This is a genomic window from Exiguobacterium sp. 17-1, assembly GCF_023096305.1.
Lineage (GTDB): Bacteria > Bacillota > Bacilli > Exiguobacteriales > Exiguobacteriaceae > Exiguobacterium_A > Exiguobacterium_A sibiricum_A.
The window spans coordinates 237,653-258,406 of the sequence record NZ_JALIGJ010000005.1 but is presented as its reverse complement, the minus strand read 5'-3'; the positions used below and the strand labels follow the sequence as shown (position 1 = coordinate 258,406).

The 20,754-nt window shown below is 46.8% G+C and carries 18 protein-coding genes and 1 rRNA gene; 10 read left to right on the top strand and 9 right to left on the bottom strand.

Features of this window, described 5'->3' with window-relative positions:
- From MUN34_RS13935 to dnaA, 8 genes are all read right to left on the bottom strand, one after another.
- Positions 1-107, bottom strand: a 16S ribosomal RNA gene (locus MUN34_RS13935); the annotation flags it as partial.
- Positions 108-467: 360 nt separating this feature from the next.
- Positions 468-1,514: an HD-GYP domain-containing protein gene (locus MUN34_RS13930; protein ID WP_247858110.1), complete on the bottom strand. Its 1,047-nt coding sequence runs from the start codon at positions 1,512-1,514 to the stop codon at positions 468-470.
- A 94-nt stretch (positions 1,515-1,608) separates the two neighbouring features.
- The gene (gyrA, locus tag MUN34_RS13925) at positions 1,609-4,269 is read right to left on the bottom strand and encodes a DNA gyrase subunit A (protein ID WP_247858109.1); all 2,661 of its coding nucleotides are present in this window, start codon (positions 4,267-4,269) and stop codon (positions 1,609-1,611) included.
- 27 nt (positions 4,270-4,296) lie between these two features.
- Positions 4,297-6,210 (bottom strand): DNA topoisomerase (ATP-hydrolyzing) subunit B, encoded by a 1,914-nt coding sequence (gene gyrB / locus MUN34_RS13920; protein WP_247858115.1) that lies wholly within the window; start codon positions 6,208-6,210, stop codon positions 4,297-4,299.
- Positions 6,211-6,220: 10 nt separating this feature from the next.
- Positions 6,221-7,375, bottom strand: coding sequence for a DNA replication/repair protein RecF (gene recF / locus MUN34_RS13915; RefSeq protein WP_026827031.1), 1,155 nt, complete (start codon positions 7,373-7,375; stop codon positions 6,221-6,223).
- 1 nt (position 7,376) lies between these two features.
- The gene (gene yaaA / locus MUN34_RS13910; protein ID WP_012368917.1) at positions 7,377-7,598 is read right to left on the bottom strand and encodes a S4 domain-containing protein YaaA; all 222 of its coding nucleotides are present in this window, start codon (positions 7,596-7,598) and stop codon (positions 7,377-7,379) included.
- Between the two features lie 140 nt (positions 7,599-7,738).
- Positions 7,739-8,872 carry a DNA polymerase III subunit beta gene (gene dnaN / locus MUN34_RS13905; protein WP_012368916.1) on the bottom strand — a complete coding sequence of 378 codons (1,134 nt, stop codon included), beginning with the start codon at positions 8,870-8,872 and terminating at the stop codon, positions 7,739-7,741.
- Positions 8,873-9,058: 186 nt separating this feature from the next.
- Positions 9,059-10,453 carry a chromosomal replication initiator protein DnaA gene (dnaA, locus tag MUN34_RS13900; protein WP_247858108.1) on the bottom strand — a complete coding sequence of 465 codons (1,395 nt, stop codon included), beginning with the start codon at positions 10,451-10,453 and terminating at the stop codon, positions 9,059-9,061.
- A 747-nt stretch (positions 10,454-11,200) separates the two neighbouring features.
- On the opposite strand from dnaA, the gene rpmH reads away from it, so the two are divergent.
- From rpmH to MUN34_RS13860, 8 genes are all read left to right on the top strand, one after another.
- On the top strand, positions 11,201-11,335 hold the full coding sequence (gene rpmH, locus MUN34_RS13895) for a 50S ribosomal protein L34 (protein WP_012371910.1): 135 nt from the start codon (positions 11,201-11,203) through the stop codon (positions 11,333-11,335).
- A gap of 167 nt (positions 11,336-11,502) precedes the next feature.
- Positions 11,503-11,853, top strand: coding sequence for a ribonuclease P protein component (gene rnpA / locus MUN34_RS13890; protein ID WP_012371909.1), 351 nt, complete (start codon positions 11,503-11,505; stop codon positions 11,851-11,853).
- A 102-nt stretch (positions 11,854-11,955) separates the two neighbouring features.
- A complete protein-coding gene (gene yidC / locus MUN34_RS13885) occupies positions 11,956-12,810 on the top strand; it encodes a membrane protein insertase YidC (RefSeq protein ID WP_026827033.1) in 855 nt (284 codons plus the stop codon).
- Between the two features lie 148 nt (positions 12,811-12,958).
- Entirely contained in the window at positions 12,959-14,341 is a 1,383-nt protein-coding gene (gene mnmE, locus MUN34_RS13880; protein WP_282104401.1) for a tRNA uridine-5-carboxymethylaminomethyl(34) synthesis GTPase MnmE, read from the top strand.
- 42 nt (positions 14,342-14,383) lie between these two features.
- The gene (mnmG, locus tag MUN34_RS13875) at positions 14,384-16,270 is read left to right on the top strand and encodes a tRNA uridine-5-carboxymethylaminomethyl(34) synthesis enzyme MnmG (protein WP_026827035.1); all 1,887 of its coding nucleotides are present in this window, start codon (positions 14,384-14,386) and stop codon (positions 16,268-16,270) included.
- Positions 16,271-16,275: 5 nt separating this feature from the next.
- Positions 16,276-16,992, top strand: coding sequence for a 16S rRNA (guanine(527)-N(7))-methyltransferase RsmG (gene rsmG, locus MUN34_RS13870; RefSeq protein WP_026827036.1), 717 nt, complete (start codon positions 16,276-16,278; stop codon positions 16,990-16,992).
- 48 nt (positions 16,993-17,040) lie between these two features.
- Positions 17,041-17,877, top strand: a complete 837-nt coding sequence (gene noc, locus MUN34_RS13865) for a nucleoid occlusion protein (protein ID WP_026827037.1) — start codon at positions 17,041-17,043, stop codon at positions 17,875-17,877.
- 41 nt (positions 17,878-17,918) lie between these two features.
- On the top strand, positions 17,919-18,683 hold the full coding sequence (locus MUN34_RS13860; protein ID WP_026827038.1) for a ParB/RepB/Spo0J family partition protein: 765 nt from the start codon (positions 17,919-17,921) through the stop codon (positions 18,681-18,683).
- Between the two features lie 85 nt (positions 18,684-18,768).
- On the opposite strand, the gene yyaC is transcribed toward MUN34_RS13860, so the two are convergent.
- Positions 18,769-19,395, bottom strand: coding sequence for a spore protease YyaC (yyaC, locus tag MUN34_RS13855; protein ID WP_026827039.1), 627 nt, complete (start codon positions 19,393-19,395; stop codon positions 18,769-18,771).
- Positions 19,396-19,570: 175 nt separating this feature from the next.
- On the opposite strand from yyaC, the gene MUN34_RS13850 reads away from it, so the two are divergent.
- The gene (locus MUN34_RS13850) at positions 19,571-20,500 is read left to right on the top strand and encodes a mechanosensitive ion channel family protein (RefSeq protein ID WP_247858107.1); all 930 of its coding nucleotides are present in this window, start codon (positions 19,571-19,573) and stop codon (positions 20,498-20,500) included.
- Positions 20,472-20,660, top strand: coding sequence for a DUF951 domain-containing protein (locus tag MUN34_RS13845; protein ID WP_012371900.1), 189 nt, complete (start codon positions 20,472-20,474; stop codon positions 20,658-20,660). The genes MUN34_RS13850 and MUN34_RS13845 overlap by 29 nt, the downstream gene beginning before the upstream one ends.
- Positions 20,661-20,754 lie beyond the last annotated feature (94 nt).

Genomic DNA, 20,754 nt, shown 5'->3' with positions numbered 1-20,754 from the left:
TCCCTTCACTTCCCTCCGAAGAGTTCCGTGAGCTTCCTGCGCTCGACTTGCATGTATTAGGCACGCCGCCAGCGTTCGTCCTGAGCCAGGATCAAACTCTCCATAAAGTGTTTGACTTGCTCGTTGTGTGACCGAAGTCACGTTGACGAAGCTTGCGCTTCATTCATTGTTTGTATCCGAAGATACGTTTTTTGCCTCATCGTTCAGTTTTCAAAGTTCGTCCGCGCCTGTTTTGGCGACTCAATTAGAATACCAAGTCTGAAACAATAAGTCAACAACTTTTTGAAAGAAGTTTTTTTCTTGTTTCCGGCAGTGCGCTCGTCCTCTTAAGGACAAGAAATAATATACCATGGGATTTATTATTGTACAAGTGTTTTTTATAAAAAAAAGAAAAACTCTTTTTTTCATCAAATTCATGACGAAAAAGAGAGCGTTTCTTCTATATATAATACACATGACATTGATCTTTAATCCATAAGCTGAATGATGTTCAGTTGCCGTTCCTCCATCAAGTCTTTCACAATACGCTGATTATGTTCTTCATACATAATCACCGGACGATCAAATACATTGTTTTTTCGAAGGACCGTTGCAATCTTTCCATTACTCATCAAGACGCGATCACCTGATTCGATCGGTAATAACAGCTGTCCAAGAAGCATGACATACTTCGAATCGTATTGCATAGGTCGTGCTTTTAAATGACAGTACGCATCATAGACCTTATAAGCATCACGGTACGGACGCCAACTGGTCATGGCTGCAAAGACGTCCGCTACGATGAACAGTCTCGTATGATCCATGATCTTATCCCCTTTGACTTTCAAAGGATATCCGGAACCGTCCAGCCGCTCGTGATGTTGAACGATCAATCGTTTGACTGTATCGGAGATGATGTTCTCTTTTTGTAAGGCCTGGAATGCCATCGCGGGATGACGGTGAAAGATTTCTTGTTGCATGGCTTCATAACGTTTTGTGTGACGCCATTCCATGATTCGGGCTAATCCACAATCAGCAAAGTAGGAGGCCACCCATAAATCATGAATCATCTTGCGCTCTTTTCCGGCTGCTTCCGCAAGCAATTGAGCAATCGCCCCACGGTAAATCGCATGTCGTACGGTGTAAGCTTCTGTTCCCCGCTCCAGGAAGTAAGGTAGGATATCTTCCCGTCGCATCGTATCCGGCATGGATTCCTTCACCCATCGCAACGCATCATATACATTTGGAACTAATCCCTGCTCCCAGGAAGTGAATACCTGATTATAGGTTTCAATCAACGGATCAAATAGACTGTCCTCTGTCATCTCTTCCAGTTGTTGATCGGTCATCGATGCTTCAGTCATACCTTCTGGTCGTTCCTCGATGTCCACTTCCTTAATCAAAAATCGTTTGATTCGTCTTAACTCGTCTGCTCCAATCTTTTTTCCTGCTTCAACGATTGGAATATCCGTATGTAAAAACAGAGACTCGGTTATCCGGTCACCAAGAATAAGTCGCTCACTTGCCACGCGCATCGTTGTCTCGTTCCTTCCCTTAAGTGATTTTTTAGAAAAACAGCAGAGTAAAGACAAGATTGTCCCCACTCTGCTGTACGTCGTTCTACTTCGTTTATTCTTCTGTCTGCTCAGCGTCGCTGTCCATCTCTGAAGTTGAAACTGGCTGTTCTTCCGAACTTGTTTCGCCTTCTTCTAATACAGCACTTTCTTCCTCGACAGCATCTTCTTTTTTCAGTTTCGCAACTGTCGCGACACGATCGCCTTCTTCGATTCGAATCACTTTGACCCCTTGTGCGTTACGTCCGACACTTGAGATGTTTTGTGAATCGGTCCGGATGACGATGCCGCTTTCCGTCATGATCATGATGTCATCATCAACATCAACAATCCGGAGTGCAACGATTTGTCCGACACGATCTGTCACTTTACTGGCAATCAATCCTTTACCACCACGTGACTGGGTGCGGAACTCTGTCATTGGCGTCCGTTTCCCGAAACCTTTTTCCGTAATGACGAGTACATCCTGCTCATCACGGGCAAGTTCCATTCCGATGACGATCGCGTCTGCCGATAAGTTCATCGCTTTGACGCCTCGGGCACCACGTCCCATTGAGCGAACGTTCGTAATCGGGAAGCGGATGGCTTTTCCGGTATTCGAGACAGTAAAGACTTCATCTTCTGTAGAAGCAAGACGAACCGATGTCAATTCATCATCTTCAAACAGACGAATCGCAATCAATCCATTTTTATTGATCCGGGCGTAAGCAGATAACGGTGAACGTTTGACACGGCCTTTACGTGTCATGAAGATCAACGATTTCTGTTCATCCTGCATCACTTCTTCTGCATCGAGCGCTTCTTCAGGTTCTTCAAGACTGTCCGGTGCCTCTTCCGAAGTGACTTCGACATCAATAATGTTCTCAGTCGCTTCCGCTGCCTCTTGTTCTTCAAGGTAACGTTTGAAGTTGACCGGAATCATCGTCTCGACCTTCTCATCACGTTCGATTTGAATCAAGTTGATGATTGGTACACCTTTCGAAGTCCGGCTCATCTCCGGTACTTCATACCCACGAATCCGGTAGACTTTTCCACGATTCGTAAAGAAGAGAATCGTATCATGTGTCGAACACGACAACAGACGTGTTACATAATCCGTATCGTTCGTACCGATTCCTTGAACACCACGTCCACCGCGGCGCTGTGCACGGTACGAATCCGTCGTCAAGCGTTTGATGTAGCCGCTGCTCGTCAACGTAATGATGATATCTTTTTCCGGAATCAAATCTTCATCTTCGAATTCAATATGGTCCATCCGAATTTCAGTCCGGCGTTGATCGTTGAAGCGTTCTTTCACTTCTTCGAGTTCTGTCCGGATTAATTCAAGCAAGACTTCATCGCTTTCAAGGATCGTTTTAAGTTCCGTAATCAATTGCATGATTTCGTCATACTCCGCATCAATCTTCTCGCGCTCAAGTCCCGTTAACCGTTGCAGACGCATATCGAGAATCGCTTGTGATTGTTTCTCGGATAAGGCAAACCGTTCCATCAACTGTTCCCGGGCAGCATCTGCAGTCCGGTTGGCACGGATGATCTTGATGACTTCATCGAGATGATCAAGGGCAATCCGCAGACCTGCAAGAAGATGTTCCCGTGCTTCTGCTTTCTCGAGATCAAACTGCGTCCGGCGACGGACGATTTCTTTTTGGTGCTCGAGATAGTGATACAACATTTCTTTCAGCGTCAATGTACGCGGACGGCCACTGACGATTGCCAGCATGTTGACACCAAATGTCGTCTGCATCGATGTTTGTTTATAGAGGTTGTTAAGAATGACACTCGCGTTGGCATCACGGCGAATCTCCATGACAATCCGCATACCGCGGCGGTCAGATTCATCACGTAAATCAGTGATACCTTCAATTTTTTTCTCACGGACGAGATCGGCAATCTTTTCAACGAGACGGGCTTTGTTGACCTGATACGGCAACTCCGTCACGATGATCCGTTCGCGGTCTTTTTTCGTCTGCTCAATTTCGGCTTTCGCCCGGACGATGATCGATCCGCGGCCGGTTTCATAGGCGCGGCGGATTCCACTGCGTCCCAAGATTTCACCGGCTGTCGGGAAATCAGGTCCTGGAATGTGCTGCATCAATTCCGAGATCGTAATGTCCGGATTATGCGACAAGGCAAGAACACCATCGATGACTTCACCGAGTTGGTGAGGTGGAATGTTCGTTGCCATCCCGACCGCAATCCCGCTCGAACCGTTGACGAGTAAGTTCGGGAAGCGGGATGGTAAGACTTCCGGTTCCCGTTCCGATCCATCGTAGTTATCTTTGAAATTGACGGTATTTTTATTGATATCGCGAATGATTTCCATCGCGATTTTTGACATACGGGCTTCCGTATATCGCATGGCAGCGGCTGAATCGCCATCGACAGAACCAAAATTTCCGTGACCGTCGACGAGTTCATACCGGTAACTGAAGTCCTGCGCCATCCGAACCATCGTGTCATAAACAGCAGAATCACCATGCGGGTGATACTTACCGATAACTTCACCGACGATACGGGCAGACTTCTTATGCGGTTTATCCGCGCGGATACCAAGGTCATTCATCGCATATAAAATACGACGATGACCCGGTTTTAAACCGTCACGGACATCCGGTAAAGCACGTGCGACGATAACGCTCATCGCATAATCCATGAAGGATGTACGCATTTCTTGACTGATGTTGATATCTTTAATGATCCCTTGTTGATCGGACATTCGTATGGCCACCCTCTCTATTCAACGTTAAATATCCAAGTTCTTCACATAGTGGGCGTGCGACTGGATAAAGTCACGACGTGGTTCTACCTGGTCTCCCATCAAAATGTCAAAGACCTCATCTGCTTCGATCGCGTCCTGTAATTCGACACGCAGCATTTGACGACCACTCGGATCCATCGTGGTTTCCCACAGTTGCTCCGGATCCATCTCACCGAGACCTTTATAACGCTGAATGTCGTATCGTGCGTTTTCCGGAAGTGCTGCTAATGCTTCATTCAACTCACGTTCGTTGTGCACGTACGTGATGTTTTTCCCTTGTTTGATCCCGTAAAGCGGCGGTTGGGCAATGTAGACGTAACCGTGCTCGACCAGTGGACGCATGTAACGGTAGAAGAATGTCAATAACAGTGTCCGGATGTGGGCACCATCGACGTCGGCATCGGTCATGATGATGACTTTGTGATACCGGGCTTTCTCGATATTGAATTCAGAACCGATACTCGTTCCGAGCGCCGTAATGATCGTCCGGATTTCGTTACTGCCAAGAATCTTATCAAGGCGTGCTTTTTCGACGTTCAAAATCTTACCTCGAATCGGTAAGATGGCTTGGAAATGACGATCACGTCCAGATTTTGCTGAACCACCCGCCGAGTCACCCTCAACGATGTAGATTTCAGAAATCGTCGCATCACGTGATGAACAGTCGGCAAGCTTTCCTGGAAGTGAACTCACTTCAAGGACCCCTTTGCGTCGTGTTAATTCACGGGCACGTTTCGCAGCCATCCGGGCACGAGACGCCATCATTCCTTTTTCGACGATTGCACGGGCACTTGTCGGGTTCTCCATCATGAACTGTTCAAACGCAGACGAGAACAACGTATCCGTTGCCGTCCGTGCATCCGAGTTCCCAAGTTTCGTTTTCGTCTGTCCTTCGAACTGTGGATTCGGGTGTTTGATCGAGACGATTGCCGTCATCCCTTCACGTACATCTTCCCCGGACAACGTACCGTCGGCTTCTTTCATCAGACCGAATTTTTTCGCGTAATCATTGATGACACGTGTCAAAGCCGTTTTAAAACCGGTTTCGTGTGTTCCACCCTCATGTGTCGGGATATTGTTCGTGAACGAGTAGATGTTGGCTGCAAAACCATCGTTATATTGCAAGGCCACTTCTACTTCAATCCCGTCCCGGTTACCGTGTACATAGACTGGTTCTTCGTGGACGACTTCTTTTGAACGGTTTAAATGCTCGACGTATGACTTGATTCCGCCTTCGTAGTGGAAACTGCGCGTAATCGGTTCGTCTGCACGATCATCCGTAATTTGAATCGTCAGTCCTTTATTTAAGAATGCCAGCTCACGAAGTCGTGTCGCAAGCAGATCATAATCGTATTCAAGTGTTTCCTGGAAGATCTCATCATCCGGGAAGAAACGGATCATCGTCCCGGTTTCTTCCGACGTACCGATAATCTCTAAATCAGCAGCCGGTACACCGCGGTGATAGGCTTGGTAATACAATTTTTCATTCCGTTTGACGAAAACTTCAAGTTTCGTCGAGAGTGCGTTAACGACAGATGCCCCAACACCGTGAAGACCACCGGATACTTTGTATCCGCCGCCGCCAAATTTACCGCCGGCATGAAGGACTGTCAAAATGACTTCGACTGCCGGACGTCCCATCTTCTCCTGGATATCGACCGGGATTCCCCGTCCGTTATCTTCAACCAGAATCGAATTACCCGGTTCAATCGTAACTTTGATCGTATCGCAATATCCTGCAAGTGCTTCATCGATTGAGTTATCGACGATTTCCCACACTAAATGGTGAAGCCCCTTCGATGCAGTCGATCCGATATACATACCCGGACGTTTCCGAACAGCTTCTAGACCTTCAAGCACCTGAATTTGATCGGCACCGTACCCTTGTTCTAATTCCATATCTTCATGATTACTCATCGGTTTTCTCACCTACTATTTCTTTGTATGATGTCTCTTCCAAAATGACGGCCCCCTGTTTCACGTGGAACAACTTCGCCTGTTTGATCGTTTCATGTGCAATTCCATCGACACTCGTTGTCGTCAGAATGGTTTGCACCTTTTGTTGCATCGTATCGAGCAAATGGGTTTGACGATGATCATCGAGCTCGGATAAGACATCGTCTAGAAGTAGCAATGGATATTCTCCCACTTCTTCATGAATCAATTCAATCTCTGCTAACTTCAAAGAGAGTGCTGCCGTTCGTTGTTGTCCTTGTGAACCATAAGTCTGGACATTCCGACCGTTGACTTCCATTTCGAAGTCGTCCCGATGCGGACCGAACAAGGTCACACCTCTTCGGATTTCGTTTGTCTTTATTTTACCAAACTTCTGCATGTAAGAAGCAGTCATTCCTTCGACATCGAGCAAATCATTGCTAAATGTATCCGAACGGTAAATAAGGACGAGCTGTTCCTGTCCACGACTGATTCCTTCATGAATCGGACGTGCCCACTTTTCGAGCTGGGCAATGAAGTGATGACGGCGCTGAACGATTTTAACGGCAAGCGTAATCATCTGCTCCGTCAAGACATCGAGAAACGTTTCGTCCCCACCTTTGATCGATAACTGTTTCAGCAACGCATTCCGTTGTTTGAGAACTTTTAAATATTGACTGAGTTCATGTAGATAGACCGGACTGACCTGACCAATTTCCATATCCAAAAAACGACGTCTGATTTGTGGACTGCCTTTGACGATGTGTAAGTCTTCTGGTGCAAACAACACGATATTCAATGCGCCGACATAATCACTGAGCCGGCGCTGTTCGAGATGATTCAACTTCGCTTTTTTACCGCGACTCGAAATCGCGATTTCCTGCGAGTGAGATCCTCTTCTTTTATGAATCCGTCCTTCGACACGAGCTGTCTCGGCATCCCACTGAATCAATTCTTTGTCATGCGTCGTCCGGTGAGACTTCGCAAGGGCAAGAACATAGATGGCTTCCAGGAGATTCGTCTTCCCTTGCGCATTCTCCCCGATCAGCACATTCGTCTTTTCGGAAAAAGATAATTCCAACGACTCATAGTTGCGATAATGACTGAGCCGGACCGAATCTAGTCGCACGTTAGTTTCCCTCGTTCTTAATGATGAACTGACCGTAATCTTCTACGTCAATCACATCTCCATCCCGTAATTTACGACCACGTCGCTGATCGACTTCACCGTTGACAAGAATGGGTACCTCGGCGAGGAACGGTTTAGCTTGTCCACCGCTCGAGATGATATCAGAAAGTTTCAGGAACTGACCTAATGTGACATATTCTGTTGAAATCTTGATTTGATTCATGGTTTGACTCCTCCTACCTACATATTATAAATGACGTACTCTTTATTGTACTAAAAAACTTGCGATTTGGCAAAATGAACGAACGTATATACGGATTTCAAAAAAAGCCCAAGGAACGTAAAGGGTTCCTTGGGTATGAATCATGCTGTCCGGACAGGCAGGATCAGCTGCAGGACGTTGTCTTGGTCAACCGGGTGCAGGATGAATGGTCGGATCGAACCGGTGAACTGGATCTCGATATCCGTCGCATCGAGTGCCTTTAACGCATCCATCATGTATTTCGAGTTGAACGAGATTTTCAGCTCTTCTCCTTCAAGCGATAAGATACTGACTTGCTCCGACACTTTACCGACTTCCGGTGAGTGGGAAGAAATTTCAACTGCCGTCGTTCCTTCAGCTGCGAACTTGATGACGTTGTTACGGTCTTCCCGTGCAAGAAGTGATGCACGGTCAATCGCTTGAAGTAATTCCTTTGCATTCATGCGGACCGCAGTCCGGTACTCTTCCGGAATCAAACGTGATGTATCCGGGTAGTTTCCGTCAAGCAGACGCGAGAAGAATAAGACATGTTTCATCTTAAACAGGATCTGTTGATTGGTAATCGTAATGTCGACGTGACCATCACTAAGTAATTTGGATAATTCGTTTAAGCTTTTTCCCGGTACGATGACGTTTTGGAACGAAATCTCATTGTCCGTCTCAAACTGAGCCCGTCGTAAGGCAAGCCGGTGACTGTCCGTCGAGACGCATGTCAAGATGTCCTTATCCGCCGAGAAGTTAACACCCGTCAACACAGGACGCGTTTCCTGTACTGCGACGGCAAAGCTCGTTTGACGGATCATTGACCGTAACAGATCAGCCGGTAAACGGAACTGTTGTCCTCCGTCGACTTGCGGCAAGCGTGGGAATTCGTCCGGATCGAGTCCGTTCAAATGAAACTCTGCCGTACCCGATTGAATCCGTGTCATGAAGTTTGGTGAAACTTCCAAGATCACTTCGTCTGTCGGTAACTTCTTCACGATATCCCCAAAGAAGCGGGCATTCAAGACGACACTGCCTGCACGATGAACCGTGACATATGAAGTGCCGTTCTCTTCTGCATAGATGGTCCGTTCGATTGAGATTTCCGTATCGCTTCCTGTCAGCGTCATACCATCTCCATGGGCTTCGAGTTTGATTCCCGTTAAGATCGGAATCGTTGTCCGGGATGAAACAGCTTTTGCTACATCTTGAATTGCTTGGATTAAAGTATCCCGTTGAATTGTAATATGCATATTGTCGTTAAGCTCCTCTCAAAATGGGCGTTACATCATCATAACATAATAATATATTTTTTTAATAATAGTATTAGGGGCTGTGGATAGTGTGGATAAGTCGGTGGATAACTTGGTATAGAGCCAAAATGCATGTGGATAACTTGTGGATAACTAGCCTCTTTTATCCACAGCTTATCCACAGGTTTACGAATGCTTCAATTCATGCTTGATTTGTTCAATGACTTTTCCTGTTTCTCCATCCGATTTGACGAGTGTACTGATTTTTTCATGTGCGTGAATGACGGTCGTGTGATCACGTCCCCCAAATTCCTCACCAATCTTCGGTAATGAGCTTTCTGTCATCTCCCGCGACAGGTACATGGCAATCTGACGGGGAAAAGCAATCGACTTCGTCCGTTTTTTAGCTTTTAAATCATCAAACGGCAGATTAAAGTGCTTACTGACTGATTCCTGAATATCACGAATCGTGACTTTTCGTGGTTCACTCGCAGGCATGATGTTATGCAACGCTTCAGCGGCAACATTCGGATCAATCGTCCGTCCGACCAGGTTGGCGTAAGCAATGACGCGGGTTAAGGCCCCTTCGAGTTCACGAATGTTCGTATCGATCTGGCTCGCGATGTAGAGCATGACTTCATTGGAAACATCCAGTTGTTCCGCATTCGCTTTTTTACGAAGGATGGCAATTCGTGTTTCAAGATCCGGTGGTGTGATGTCTGTAATCAAGCCCCACTCGAAACGGGAACGCAATCGGTCTTCAAGTGTCGGAATTTCTTTAGGTGGACGGTCACTTGAGATGATGATTTGTTTCTGATCGTTATGCAAGGCATTAAATGTGTGGAAAAATTCTTCCTGCGTTTGTTCTTTTCCGGCGAGGAACTGAATATCATCTATTAATAGAACATCGATGTTCCGGTATTTATTGCGGAACTGAACCGTTTTGTTATCCCGAATGGAGTTGATGAAGTCGTTCGTGAACTGTTCAGAGGAAACGTACGCGATTTTTGTCCCCAGTTTTTGATCCTGGACATATTGACCAATCGCATGCATTAAGTGCGTTTTCCCCAGCCCGACGCCACCGTAGATGAAAAGCGGATTGTAGGCTTTGGCCGGAGCTTCCGCTACAGCCAAAGAAGCAGCGTGTGCAAAACGATTCCCCGATCCGATGACAAACGTATCGAACGTATATTTTTCATTCAACTGTCCGAGTTCACTCATGACCAGTTCATCAGAGGACTTACGGGTCTTTTGTGTTTTAGCCTTCGGTGGTGCGACTTCAATCACTTCTTCTTCCTCATTTTGACGATCGAGCATATGTTTTGCTTGACCTTCCTCGATAAACTGAATATCAAGCCGGCTTCCAGTAACTTCTTCGACGGTATCTTCTAATAGAGATAAGTACTGACGTTCCAACCACGTAACGGTAAATGCCGCTGGTGCCGAGACGATTAAAGTCGTGCCGTTGAGTGTCACACCCTCGGTAGACTTTAACCACATGTCGTAACTCGCTTTTGGGGTACGTTGTTCTTCCTCGATTACAGATAATACATTGTGCCAAAGTTCGGCAGCGTTTTTCATAAATACCCCCCTTTTTCTATCATGATATAAAAAACTATACACAGCTTTATGCACAGGACAAGGTTAATGAAGAAACACGACTTATCCCCAGAACATAAAAACTGTGGATAACGTTATCCACAGGGGTTGATTTCTGTGTATAAAGTTATCCACAGGTTGTGTATAACTTGAAGAATCAATTTGTCTTACGTTCTTGTTATGCACAATTAGTGTACCAAATGAAATGAGGTCTGGCAATGCTTAGAACGATTTATCCACAAGTAAATGCACATATACACAGGCAGTTACCCACAGGCTGTGGACAGTGTGGATAAACTGTGGATAAGGTGTGTATAACTTTTCGAAAGAGGAAGCGTTCAGAAAAAGTTATGCACAAAACAAAAAAAGTAAAAGCAAAAAATCCAAAAAACAAACCTTGACGCTGATTTTAAAAAATACTATTGTAGACAAAGTGATGAGTTATCCACGGAAAGTGTGGATAGTGTGGATAAGTCTGTGGATAGTTTGAAAAAGGGATGGATTGATTCGTTTTCCATTCCGTCCGATCGACAAATCGTATCGTATGATATGAAACCGACTGGGGAATCCTATTTTCACGAATCCCGTCATTTTTTGCTGAAAATGCTTGTAATAATTCTTACGAACTTTCATTGACAAGGTCACTTTTGCTTTATATAATATACAAGACTGCCTTAAAGTAGAAAACGATGATTTTTATAGAGTAATTTTTAAAGGAGGTGCAGACTAATGAAACCAACTTTCAACCCAAACAACCGTAAGCGCAAAAAAGTTCACGGATTCCGTGCGCGCATGGCAACGAAGAGTGGCCGCCGGATCTTGGCTGCTCGCCGTCTTAAAGGCCGCAAAGCCTTGACTGTATAATCGAGCGATGATGAGATCACTTCTGGCGCTGCCTGAAGTGATCTTTTTTTGTAGTTTTAAGGGATGTTCGTGCTTTTGTCACAAGACCCCTCTCGCAGAGCGGGTTTGTTCTATGATATGATGAAAGACGACGAATTTTCGTGATGACAGGATGGAGTGTGATCAAGGTGAAGAAGGAATACCGCGTCAAGAAAGACAAGGAGTTCCAAGCGGTGTTTACTCGGGGAGCCTCTGTCGCAAATCGGCAATTTGTCGTATATGCACTAAAGAAAGAGCAGCAAACTCACTTTCGGATTGGTTTATCGGTGAGTAAGAAAATCGGGAATGCCGTTGTCCGTAATCAGGTTAAACGGTATGTACGTGAAGCATGCCAGCTTCATGAAGCCTCGCTTGCCCCGAATTATGATTTTGTGATCATCGCACGCAATCCGGCTGCGAAGATGACTGCTCAAGAAGTTGCTGACAGTTTACGCCATGTCTTTAAACGATCCGGTGTCTGGAAGCGACAGGTAAAATAAACGTGTAGTATATCCTGTTGATTTGTAGCGGCCACTCGCCTGCTTCTATATATAGATAGAACTTCGAGGACCGACCACGTGTAAACATTACTAGGAGGAATTATGAACAAGAGAACTAAGATTTGGCTGACTCTCGGATTGATGTCCGTACTCGCGGTCGTTCTATCCGGTTGTACACCTGGGACATACGGAACAGGTGAACCGATTACTGGTGATACAGAAGGTTTCTGGAAACATTACTTTGTTTGGCCGATGGCTTGGCTCATTCGTGAAATTTCGCATTTCTTTAATGGGGATTATGGAATCGGAATCATCGTCACGACGTTACTTGTTCGTCTCGTCATCCTGCCGTTGATGATCAAACAGACGAAGAGCATGGGTGGAATGCAGGTCATTCAACCGGAAATGGTCAAATTACGTGAAAAATACAGTTCGAAAGATCAGGAAACACAGCAGAAATTGCAACAGGAAATGATGAAGCTGTATCAAGAGCACAATGTCAATCCGCTTGCCGGCTGTTTACCGATCTTGATTCAAATGCCGATTTTGATTGCCTTCTATAATGCAATCATCTATACACCGGCAATTTTCCAGCATACGTTCCTCTGGTTCGATCTTGGAAAACCAGATCCGTATTTTATCTTACCGATCTTATCGGCCATCTTTACGTACCTGCAACAAAAACTTTCGATGGCGGGACAAGATGACAACCCACAGATGAAAATCATGTTGTACGTCTTCCCGATCATGATCTTCGTCATGGGTGTGACGTTACCATCTGCCTTGTCTCTATACTGGGTCGTCGGTTACATCTTCTCCATCATCGTGACGGTTGCCATCATGAAGCCAATGCGTGAGAAGATCAAAGCGCAGACGGAAGCAACGATTGCTTCAAAACGTGAACAAGAAGCGGCAAATGCTGCTCCTGCTCCAAAAAAACCGAAAAAGAAACGTTAACAACAAGTAAGAGCGATACTCCGTTTTACAGAGTGTCGCTCTTTTTCTTTTGCGCTATTTCGTGTATAGTTGTCACGTTATACCCATTTATAGATTCCTGAACATTTAACTATAGAAAAGATTGCAGAAAACGAGGTGTGAACAACTGATGATGGAATTTGATACGATAGCCGCCATTTCGACGCCGATGGGTGAAGGAGCGATTGCGATCGTCCGTTTATCCGGTCCTAAAGCAGTCGAAACAGCCGATCGCGTCTACCGCGGTGCCAACCGGTTGAATGAAGTCCCGACACATACGATTCATTACGGCAAGTTGGTTGAACAGACGACAGAACAAGTCGTCGATGAAGTCATGGTCAGTGTCATGCGGGCACCGAAAACCTTTACGCGGGAAGATGTCGTCGAACTGAATTGTCACGGCGGAATCGTGGCCGTCAATCGGGTGCTCGAACTGATTCTCGAACAACCGGACGTCCGTCTTGCAGAACCGGGTGAATTCACGAAACGGGCTTTCCTGAACGGTCGGATTGACTTGTCCCAGGCAGAGGCCGTCATGGACTTGATCCGGGCGAAAACGGACCGGGCGATGACGGTCGCGGTTGGTCAAATCGAAGGACGGTTATCGAAACTCGTCCAAGATTTACGCGAACAATTGTTGCAGACGATTGCTTCGATTGAAGTCAACATCGACTATCCGGAATATGATGCGGAAGAAATGACACAGCAAATCGTTCAAAAAGATGCGGGTGAAGTTCGCCGTATTCTAACGGAACTGTTGTCGACGGCGCGACAGGGAAAAATCCTACGGGAAGGCTTGTCGACCGCGATCATCGGACGTCCGAATGTCGGGAAATCGTCTTTGCTCAACACATTGGTGCAAGAAGCAAAAGCCATTGTCACGGATATTGCCGGGACGACACGGGATACGATCGAAGAATACGTCAATGTCCGCGGTGTACCGCTGAAATTAATTGATACGGCCGGTATCCGGGAAACGGAAGATATCGTCGAGCGGATGGGTGTCGAAAAATCGCGGCAAGCGTTAAACTCAGCCGACTTGATTTTACTCGTCTTAAACGGAAATGATGCATTGACGGAAGAAGATGTCTTATTATTCGAAGCCATTCGGGACATGAACGCCATTATCATCGTCAATAAAAGTGATTTAACACAAGCGATTGATCTGATGCGTGTCAATGAGTTAGCGGACGGTCGTCCCGTCGTTACGACATCACTTCTCGAAGAAGCAGGTGTGACCGATCTTGAGGCAGCCATTGCGTCGCTCTTCTTTGAACAAGGGGTCGAAGGACAGGACATGACCTACGTATCGAACGCCCGTCACATTCAACTCATCAAACAGGCGAGCCAAATGATTGAAGATGCACTCGGTGCGGCGGAAGCGTCGATGCCGATTGATATGGTCCAAATCGATTTACGCCGGGCCTGGGATACGCTCGGTGAAATCAACGGCGATACAGCGCAAGACAGTTTACTCGATAAATTATTCTCACAATTTTGTTTAGGGAAATAAATGTTGTCAGGTTGTTGATTTTTAAAAGGAGGAACTACAGTTATGGCTTATCAAGCAGGCGAATTCGATGTTATCGTCATCGGAGCCGGTCATGCAGGGATTGAAGCATCTCTTGCAGCCGCCCGTATGGGTTCAAAAACCGTTATGTTGACGATGAACCCCGACATGGTCGGATTCATGTATTGTAATCCGTCAATCGGCGGTCCGGCAAAAGGAATCGTTGTCCGGGAAATCGATGCCCTCGGGGGAGAAATGGCACGGGCAATCGACGCGACGTACATTCAAATGAAAATGCTTAACACATCAAAAGGTCCTGCTGTTCGCGCACTTCGTGCACAGGCAGATAAATTCGAGTACCAAAACCGGATGAAAAAAGCGCTCGAAGACGAACCGAATCTGTTATTACGCCAAGCACTCGTCGAGCGGTTAATCATCGAAGACGATACGTGTGTCGGCGTCGTCACGAATACAGGGGCCGAGTACCGGGCAAAAGCGGTCATCATCACGACCGGAACGTTCATGCGCGGGAAAATCATCATCGGTGAACTGTCGTACGAGAGTGGTCCGAACAACCAGATGCCGTCGGTCAACTTGTCGAAACACCTGGAAGAACTCGGCTTCGAGCTCGCCCGTTTCAAAACCGGTACACCACCCCGGATCGACGGGAAAACGATCGATTATTCGAAAACGGAAATCCAACCGGGTGATGCTGTCGCATTGCCGTTCAGTCATGAAACGACACAGATGATCACGGAACAGATTCCATGCTGGTTGACGTATACAACGGAATACACACACCAGTTGATCGATGCGAATCTACACCGTTCCCCGATGTTTTCCGGCATGATCAAAGGAACGGGTCCGCGTTACTGTCCGTCAATCGAAGATAAGGTCGTCCGGTTCAGCGATAAACCGCGTCACCAGATTTTCCTTGAGCCGGAAGGCCGTGACACGGAAGAAGTCTATGTCCAAGGACTTTCAACGAGTCTGCCGGAAGACGTTCAACATGATATTTTACGGTCGATTCCGGGTCTTGAGAAATCAGAAATGATGCGTCCCGGTTATGCGATCGAATATGATGCGGTCGTTCCGACACAACTCTGGCCGACACTGGAAACAAAACGGATTGCCGGATTATTCACGGCCGGACAAATTAACGGGACAAGCGGCTACGAAGAAGCAGCCGGACAAGGCATCATGGCCGGAATTAACGCTGCCTTGAAAGTCCAGGAAAGAGATCCACTCATTCTGTCCCGTTCACAAGGATATATCGGCGTCATGATCGATGATCTCGTGACAAAAGGAACGAATGAACCCTATCGTCTGTTGACGTCACGTGCCGAATACCGGTTATTGTTGCGTCATGACAATGCCGATTTACGTTTATCCGATATCGGACATGAGCTCGGACTGATCAACGAGACACGACACGCAAAACTGGCCGAGAAAAAAGAAGAAATCAAGCGGGAAATGAAACGACTCGAAAAAGTCGTCATCAAAGCAACGAGTGATGTCAATGAACGGCTGACAGAAATCGGTGTTTCTCCGTTAAAAGAGGCATTACATGCCATCACCTTACTGAAACGTCCGGAAATCACGTATGCGATGATTGCGGAAATGACACCGGCACCAGTCGCACTCTCTCCGGAAGCAGCCGAACAGGTCGAAATCCAGGTCAAATATGCCGGTTATATCGACAAACAGTTGGATCAAGTCGAGCGGATGATGCGGATGGAGAAAAAACGGATTCCAGAACGTCTTGATTACGATGTCATCAGTGGTCTCGCCATTGAAGCGAAACAAAAACTAAACCAAGTGCGTCCGCTCTCGATCGGACAAGCATCACGAATTTCAGGGGTCAATCCGTCTGATATTTCGATTTTGCTCGTCTATATCGAACAAGGCCAATACGCATTGACTGCGGAGTGAAGAGAATGAATCAACAGCAATTCGTAACCGCATTAGCGGATCAAGGACTCGAAGTCTCAGAGCATCAATTGCAACAGTTCCGACGGTATTATGAACTACTCGTCGAATGGAACGAAAAAATGAATTTGACGGCGATCACGGATGAGGAAGGTGTTTATCTGAAACACTTTTACGATTCGATCACAGCGGCATTCTACTTTGACTTCACGAAAGTCGAAACGGTCTGTGACGTCGGTGCCGGCGCCGGTTTCCCGAGTTTGCCAATCAAAATCATGTTCCCGCATCTGAAAGTCACGATCATCGATTCACTCAATAAACGGATCGGCTTCTTGAACATGCTCGCGACGGAACTTGAGCTCGAAGGCGTCGCCTTCCACCACGGACGTGCCGAAGAATTCGGGAAAAATAAACAGTTCCGGGAACATTTTGATGTTGTGACAGCGCGTGCCGTTGCCCGGATGTCGGTTCTTGCGGAATACTGTTTACCGCTTGCGAAAGTCGGTGGGCAATTCGTCGCTTTAAAAGCCGCGAAACTGGGTGAAGAACTGGAAGAGGGCGCGACGGCCTTGAAGGTGTTGGGTGGAAATTTGCGGGAAAGTTTCCAATTCCAATTGCCAGGGGAAGAAAGTGAGCGTAATATCGTAATTGTCGATAAAAAACGATTAACACCCGGGAAATATCCGCGTAAAGCAGGTACACCGGCAAAAGATCCACTGGGTTAAACACCGTTTCACGTGAAACGATGACTGATGAAGGCGAGGTACACCAACGTGAAGAATGCAATTGCCAAACTGCTCGGTAAGGGAGGACAAACCGTTTCCCTAGAGCTAGATCCACAAGATACCGTCCGTGAGTTGAAGTTAACGGAATTGGTCGCCAACCAGTTCCAACCGCGGACCGTCTTTGACGGGGAACGGATTACCGAACTAGCGACCACGATTGAAGAACATGGTTTACTGCAACCGATTGTCGTCCGAAAACAAGGCGAAGGATATGAAATCATCGCCGGCGAACGCCGTTTTCGGGCGGTTCAATCGCTCGGATGGGAGACGATTCCCGCTATCATTAAACAGATGACAGACGAGACGACGGCTGCCCTCGCACTCATCGAAAATCTACAACGTGAAGAATTGACGCCAATCGAAGAAGCGGAAGCATATGCGCGGTTGCTTGCGATGCAAGAAATCACACAGGAAGTGCTGGCGCGCAGACTTGGACGGAGCCAGTCGACGATTGCGAACAAGCTTCGTTTACTGCGATTGCCGGAAACGGTCCGTGAAGCCCTGAAACAACGGAAAATCACGGAACGCCATGCGCGGGCCCTCCTGCCGTTAAAAGCAGCTGACTTACAGCTTCAAGTGTTGGTTGAAATCATTGAACGAGAATGGAACGTCAAAGAGACGGAACAACGGGTTGAACGGTTGTTGACACCAAAAGTTCCGAAAAAGCGTCATAAAAGCTTTGCCCGGGATACGCGGATCGCTTTAAATACGATTCGTGATTCTGTGGATATGATTGAACGGACCGGTTTGACGGTCGAAAAAGAAGAAGTCGATTGTGAAGAATATGTCGAGGTGCGGATCCGCATCGTGAAGGCACGTCCGTAAACTAGCGGTCGTGCCTTCCGCTACGTTTAGGAGAGATTAGCATGAATGAAATACCGATTGGAGCCATCCGACCGAATCCGGGGCAACCGCGGAAACAGTTCCACGAGAAAGCGTTGGCAGAACTCGCCAATTCCTTGACACGCCATGGAATGATTCAACCGATTGTCGTTCGTCCACGTGAGGGATTTTACGAAATCATCGCCGGTGAACGTCGTTATCAAGCTGCAAAACAGGCCGGATTTAATCGTGTCCCGGTCTTGATTATCGAAGCGAACGAAACCCGTGTCATGGAACTGGCACTGATCGAAAATATCCAACGTGCCGACTTGAGTGCGATTGAAGAAGCGATGGCTTACGCAGAGATGCTCGAAGAGTTTAACGTCACGCAGGCGGAACTGGCGAACCGGGTCGGAAAAAGCCGTTCCCACATCACGAACAGTCTCCGTTTATTGCAGTTACCGGCCGAGGTTCAGCAAGCCGTCATGGAAGAACGGTTATCGATGGGGCATGCACGGGCTTTATTGTCCTTAAAACAGCCACTGAAGATTGAACGGATGGCGGAACGCGTCATGCGTGAAAACTGGAATGTCCGGCGCCTCGAGCAAGAGTTGCGTGAAAAAAAACAGGTGCGTCCGGCAGCCAAACAGTCAACGGAACTGGATTTCATCGAAGAGACGTTACGGGAACGGATTGGGGCGACTGTTCGCATCAAGATGGCGAAACAAGCCGGAAAACTCGAAATTGATTTTACGGACGAGGACGATTTAAACCGAATTCTTGAACTGCTTTTACCCGAAGAAGATTAATAGCAAAGGATCCATTCCAGTACTGCACTTGGAATGGATCCTTTTTTTGAAACTTACAGGATAAAAGAAAGGAAAAATACTGCCATTAAATCGAGCGTGGTGTGAAGGAGATAGTTGTACGTGTAGTTTCAGCCGCAAGCTTCGTATCGAGCAAGGCAAAGCTATCGGCAACGAGTTCAGCCAACTCATAAACAAGGTGGAGGCGTGTATTTTGAAGAATCATCATTTCCATGAAGCCACTGACATTGACGACAGCTTTAATATTAAAATCACCGACAGCCGGTAATTCTTTTTGGACACCGGCACCAGGAGCAAGCGGGCCTTCCGAGAAGAAGACATGACCAACACTCGACAGGCGGCCGAGACAGGCATCGATGGCGATGACGAGCGGACGGTAATGTGTCGTTTGAATCGAATGAATGGTTTCGGCCAGATTCAAGGCATGGACCGGTTTGGCCAATGTCCCGTAGACATGCATGTTCGCCGGTCGATTTTTTTCCAAAAAGGTTCCGACGAGCGGTCCGAGTGAGTCGCCGGTTGATCGGTCGGAACCGATACAGACAAGGACGACGGGACGGTTTTCCTTCATGGCATTGACCTGTTCATGCAACTGTTCGGCCAGTCGTTCCTTAGCGAATGGTTCCGTATATTCTAAAAAGAAAGAATAGGGCTTTTTTTCGTGAGAATGAAAACGGAAATTCATCTGGATCATCCTTTCTTCTCCTGGTGTCAGCATCCTGGTGTCGTGGTGAGAGTGAAGGCGTTCTGTAATGATTTTCCTTTCCCGGTTTTTGTGAAAATCTAACGTCAAAATCGGTTCTTTGGTTGAAAGTCATTTAAAATCACGTATACTGTCGTAATAGAGAGAAGTCGAAAGGATGGAGAGAATGGCTACCAATAAAGACGTACAGGATTCAGTCGCCCAGGTCGATCGGATTCTAGATCAAGTCATGGACGCAGACATGTGGATCCGCTTTGGATTAAAGTTATTGATCGCCGTGATCATTATCGCCGGTTTTTATATACTGATGCGTATTTTAACAGGCGCGGTTTCACGATTATTTACGATTCGAAAGATTAATGAACATGATTCGTTGGCACAACGCCAAAATGAAACATTGTTGAAACTGCTCCAAAATGCTATCCGTTATGTTCTTGGTATCGTCATGCTCTTGACGGTCCTCAGTCAGTTCGGAATCAACATTACAGGTCTTGTCGCCAGTGCCGGTATCGCCGGACTTGCCATCTCATTTGGGGCGAAGAACCTGGTTCAGGATATCATTACCGGAGCCTTTATCATTTTCGAACGTCAATTCAAGGTCGGTGACTTTGTCCGTGTCGGTTTGATTGAAGGGGTCGTCACAGAACTCGGAATCCGGACGACGAAGTTAAAGGGATTGAATGGAGAAATCCACATCATTCCGAACGGACAAATTCTGCAGGTGACGAACTTTTCCGTCGACAACAGTTTTGCTTTAGTCGATGTACAAGTCTCATATGAAGAAGATTTGGAACGGGTCGAACAGGTCTTGCATCAAATTGCTAACGCGACGACGGAAAAATATACAGATATGTTTATTGAGCCGATTCAAATGCTCGGTGTCCAGACACTTGGACCGTCTGAAGTCGTCTACCGTCTGATGGCAGAAGTGCCGCCGATGCAGCATTTTCAGGCAGGACGCTTGATCCGGAAAGAACTGAAGCAAGGACTCGAACTGGAAGGAATTAAGATTCCGTATCCACGGATGGTCATGATGAATACAGAACAAGGGAATGGTGGTCAAGCCGATGATGCCAAAAACGTACAATCTTCATGATTATGTCGAAATGAAAAAACAACATCCTTGCGGAACGAACCGTTGGCAAATCATCCGCGTCGGGATGGACATCCGAATTAAATGCCAGGGATGTGGAGCGAGTATCCTGATGCCGCGCCGTGACTTCGATAAGCGTTTAAAAAAAGTCTTACCCGAATGAATATGAGCAAGCCCCTGTCGACCGGTAAAGGTCTTCAGGGGTTTGTTGCTGTTCCGGTAATCAAATAGAAGACTGCTTGGAACTACAGCAAAAC

Excerpts from the sequence above, each read along its gene's own strand:
- MUN34_RS13850 (WP_247858107.1), top strand. The coding sequence starts at position 19,571 with ATGGCTACCAATAAAGACGTACAGGATTCAGTCGCCCAGGTCGATCGG.
- MUN34_RS13930 (WP_247858110.1), bottom strand. The coding sequence starts at position 1,514 with ATGCGCGTGGCAAGTGAGCGACTTATTCTTGGTGACCGGATAACCGAG.
- mnmG (WP_026827035.1), top strand. The coding sequence starts at position 14,384 with ATGGCTTATCAAGCAGGCGAATTCGATGTTATCGTCATCGGAGCCGGT.
- gyrB (WP_247858115.1), bottom strand. The coding sequence starts at position 6,210 with ATGGAATTAGAACAAGGGTACGGTGCCGATCAAATTCAGGTGCTTGAA.
- dnaA (WP_247858108.1), bottom strand. The coding sequence starts at position 10,453 with ATGAAAAACGCTGCCGAACTTTGGCACAATGTATTATCTGTAATCGAG.
- MUN34_RS13860 (WP_026827038.1), top strand. The coding sequence starts at position 17,919 with ATGAATGAAATACCGATTGGAGCCATCCGACCGAATCCGGGGCAACCG.
- rpmH (WP_012371910.1), top strand. The coding sequence starts at position 11,201 with ATGAAACCAACTTTCAACCCAAACAACCGTAAGCGCAAAAAAGTTCAC.
- mnmE (WP_282104401.1), top strand. The coding sequence starts at position 12,959 with ATGATGGAATTTGATACGATAGCCGCCATTTCGACGCCGATGGGTGAA.
- yyaC (WP_026827039.1), bottom strand. The coding sequence starts at position 19,395 with ATGATCCAGATGAATTTCCGTTTTCATTCTCACGAAAAAAAGCCCTAT.
- gyrA (WP_247858109.1), bottom strand. The coding sequence starts at position 4,269 with ATGTCCGATCAACAAGGGATCATTAAAGATATCAACATCAGTCAAGAA.
- yaaA (WP_012368917.1), bottom strand. The coding sequence starts at position 7,598 with ATGAATCAAATCAAGATTTCAACAGAATATGTCACATTAGGTCAGTTC.
- dnaN (WP_012368916.1), bottom strand. The coding sequence starts at position 8,872 with ATGCATATTACAATTCAACGGGATACTTTAATCCAAGCAATTCAAGAT.
- rsmG (WP_026827036.1), top strand. The coding sequence starts at position 16,276 with ATGAATCAACAGCAATTCGTAACCGCATTAGCGGATCAAGGACTCGAA.
- MUN34_RS13845 (WP_012371900.1), top strand. The coding sequence starts at position 20,472 with ATGATGCCAAAAACGTACAATCTTCATGATTATGTCGAAATGAAAAAA.
- yidC (WP_026827033.1), top strand. The coding sequence starts at position 11,956 with ATGAACAAGAGAACTAAGATTTGGCTGACTCTCGGATTGATGTCCGTA.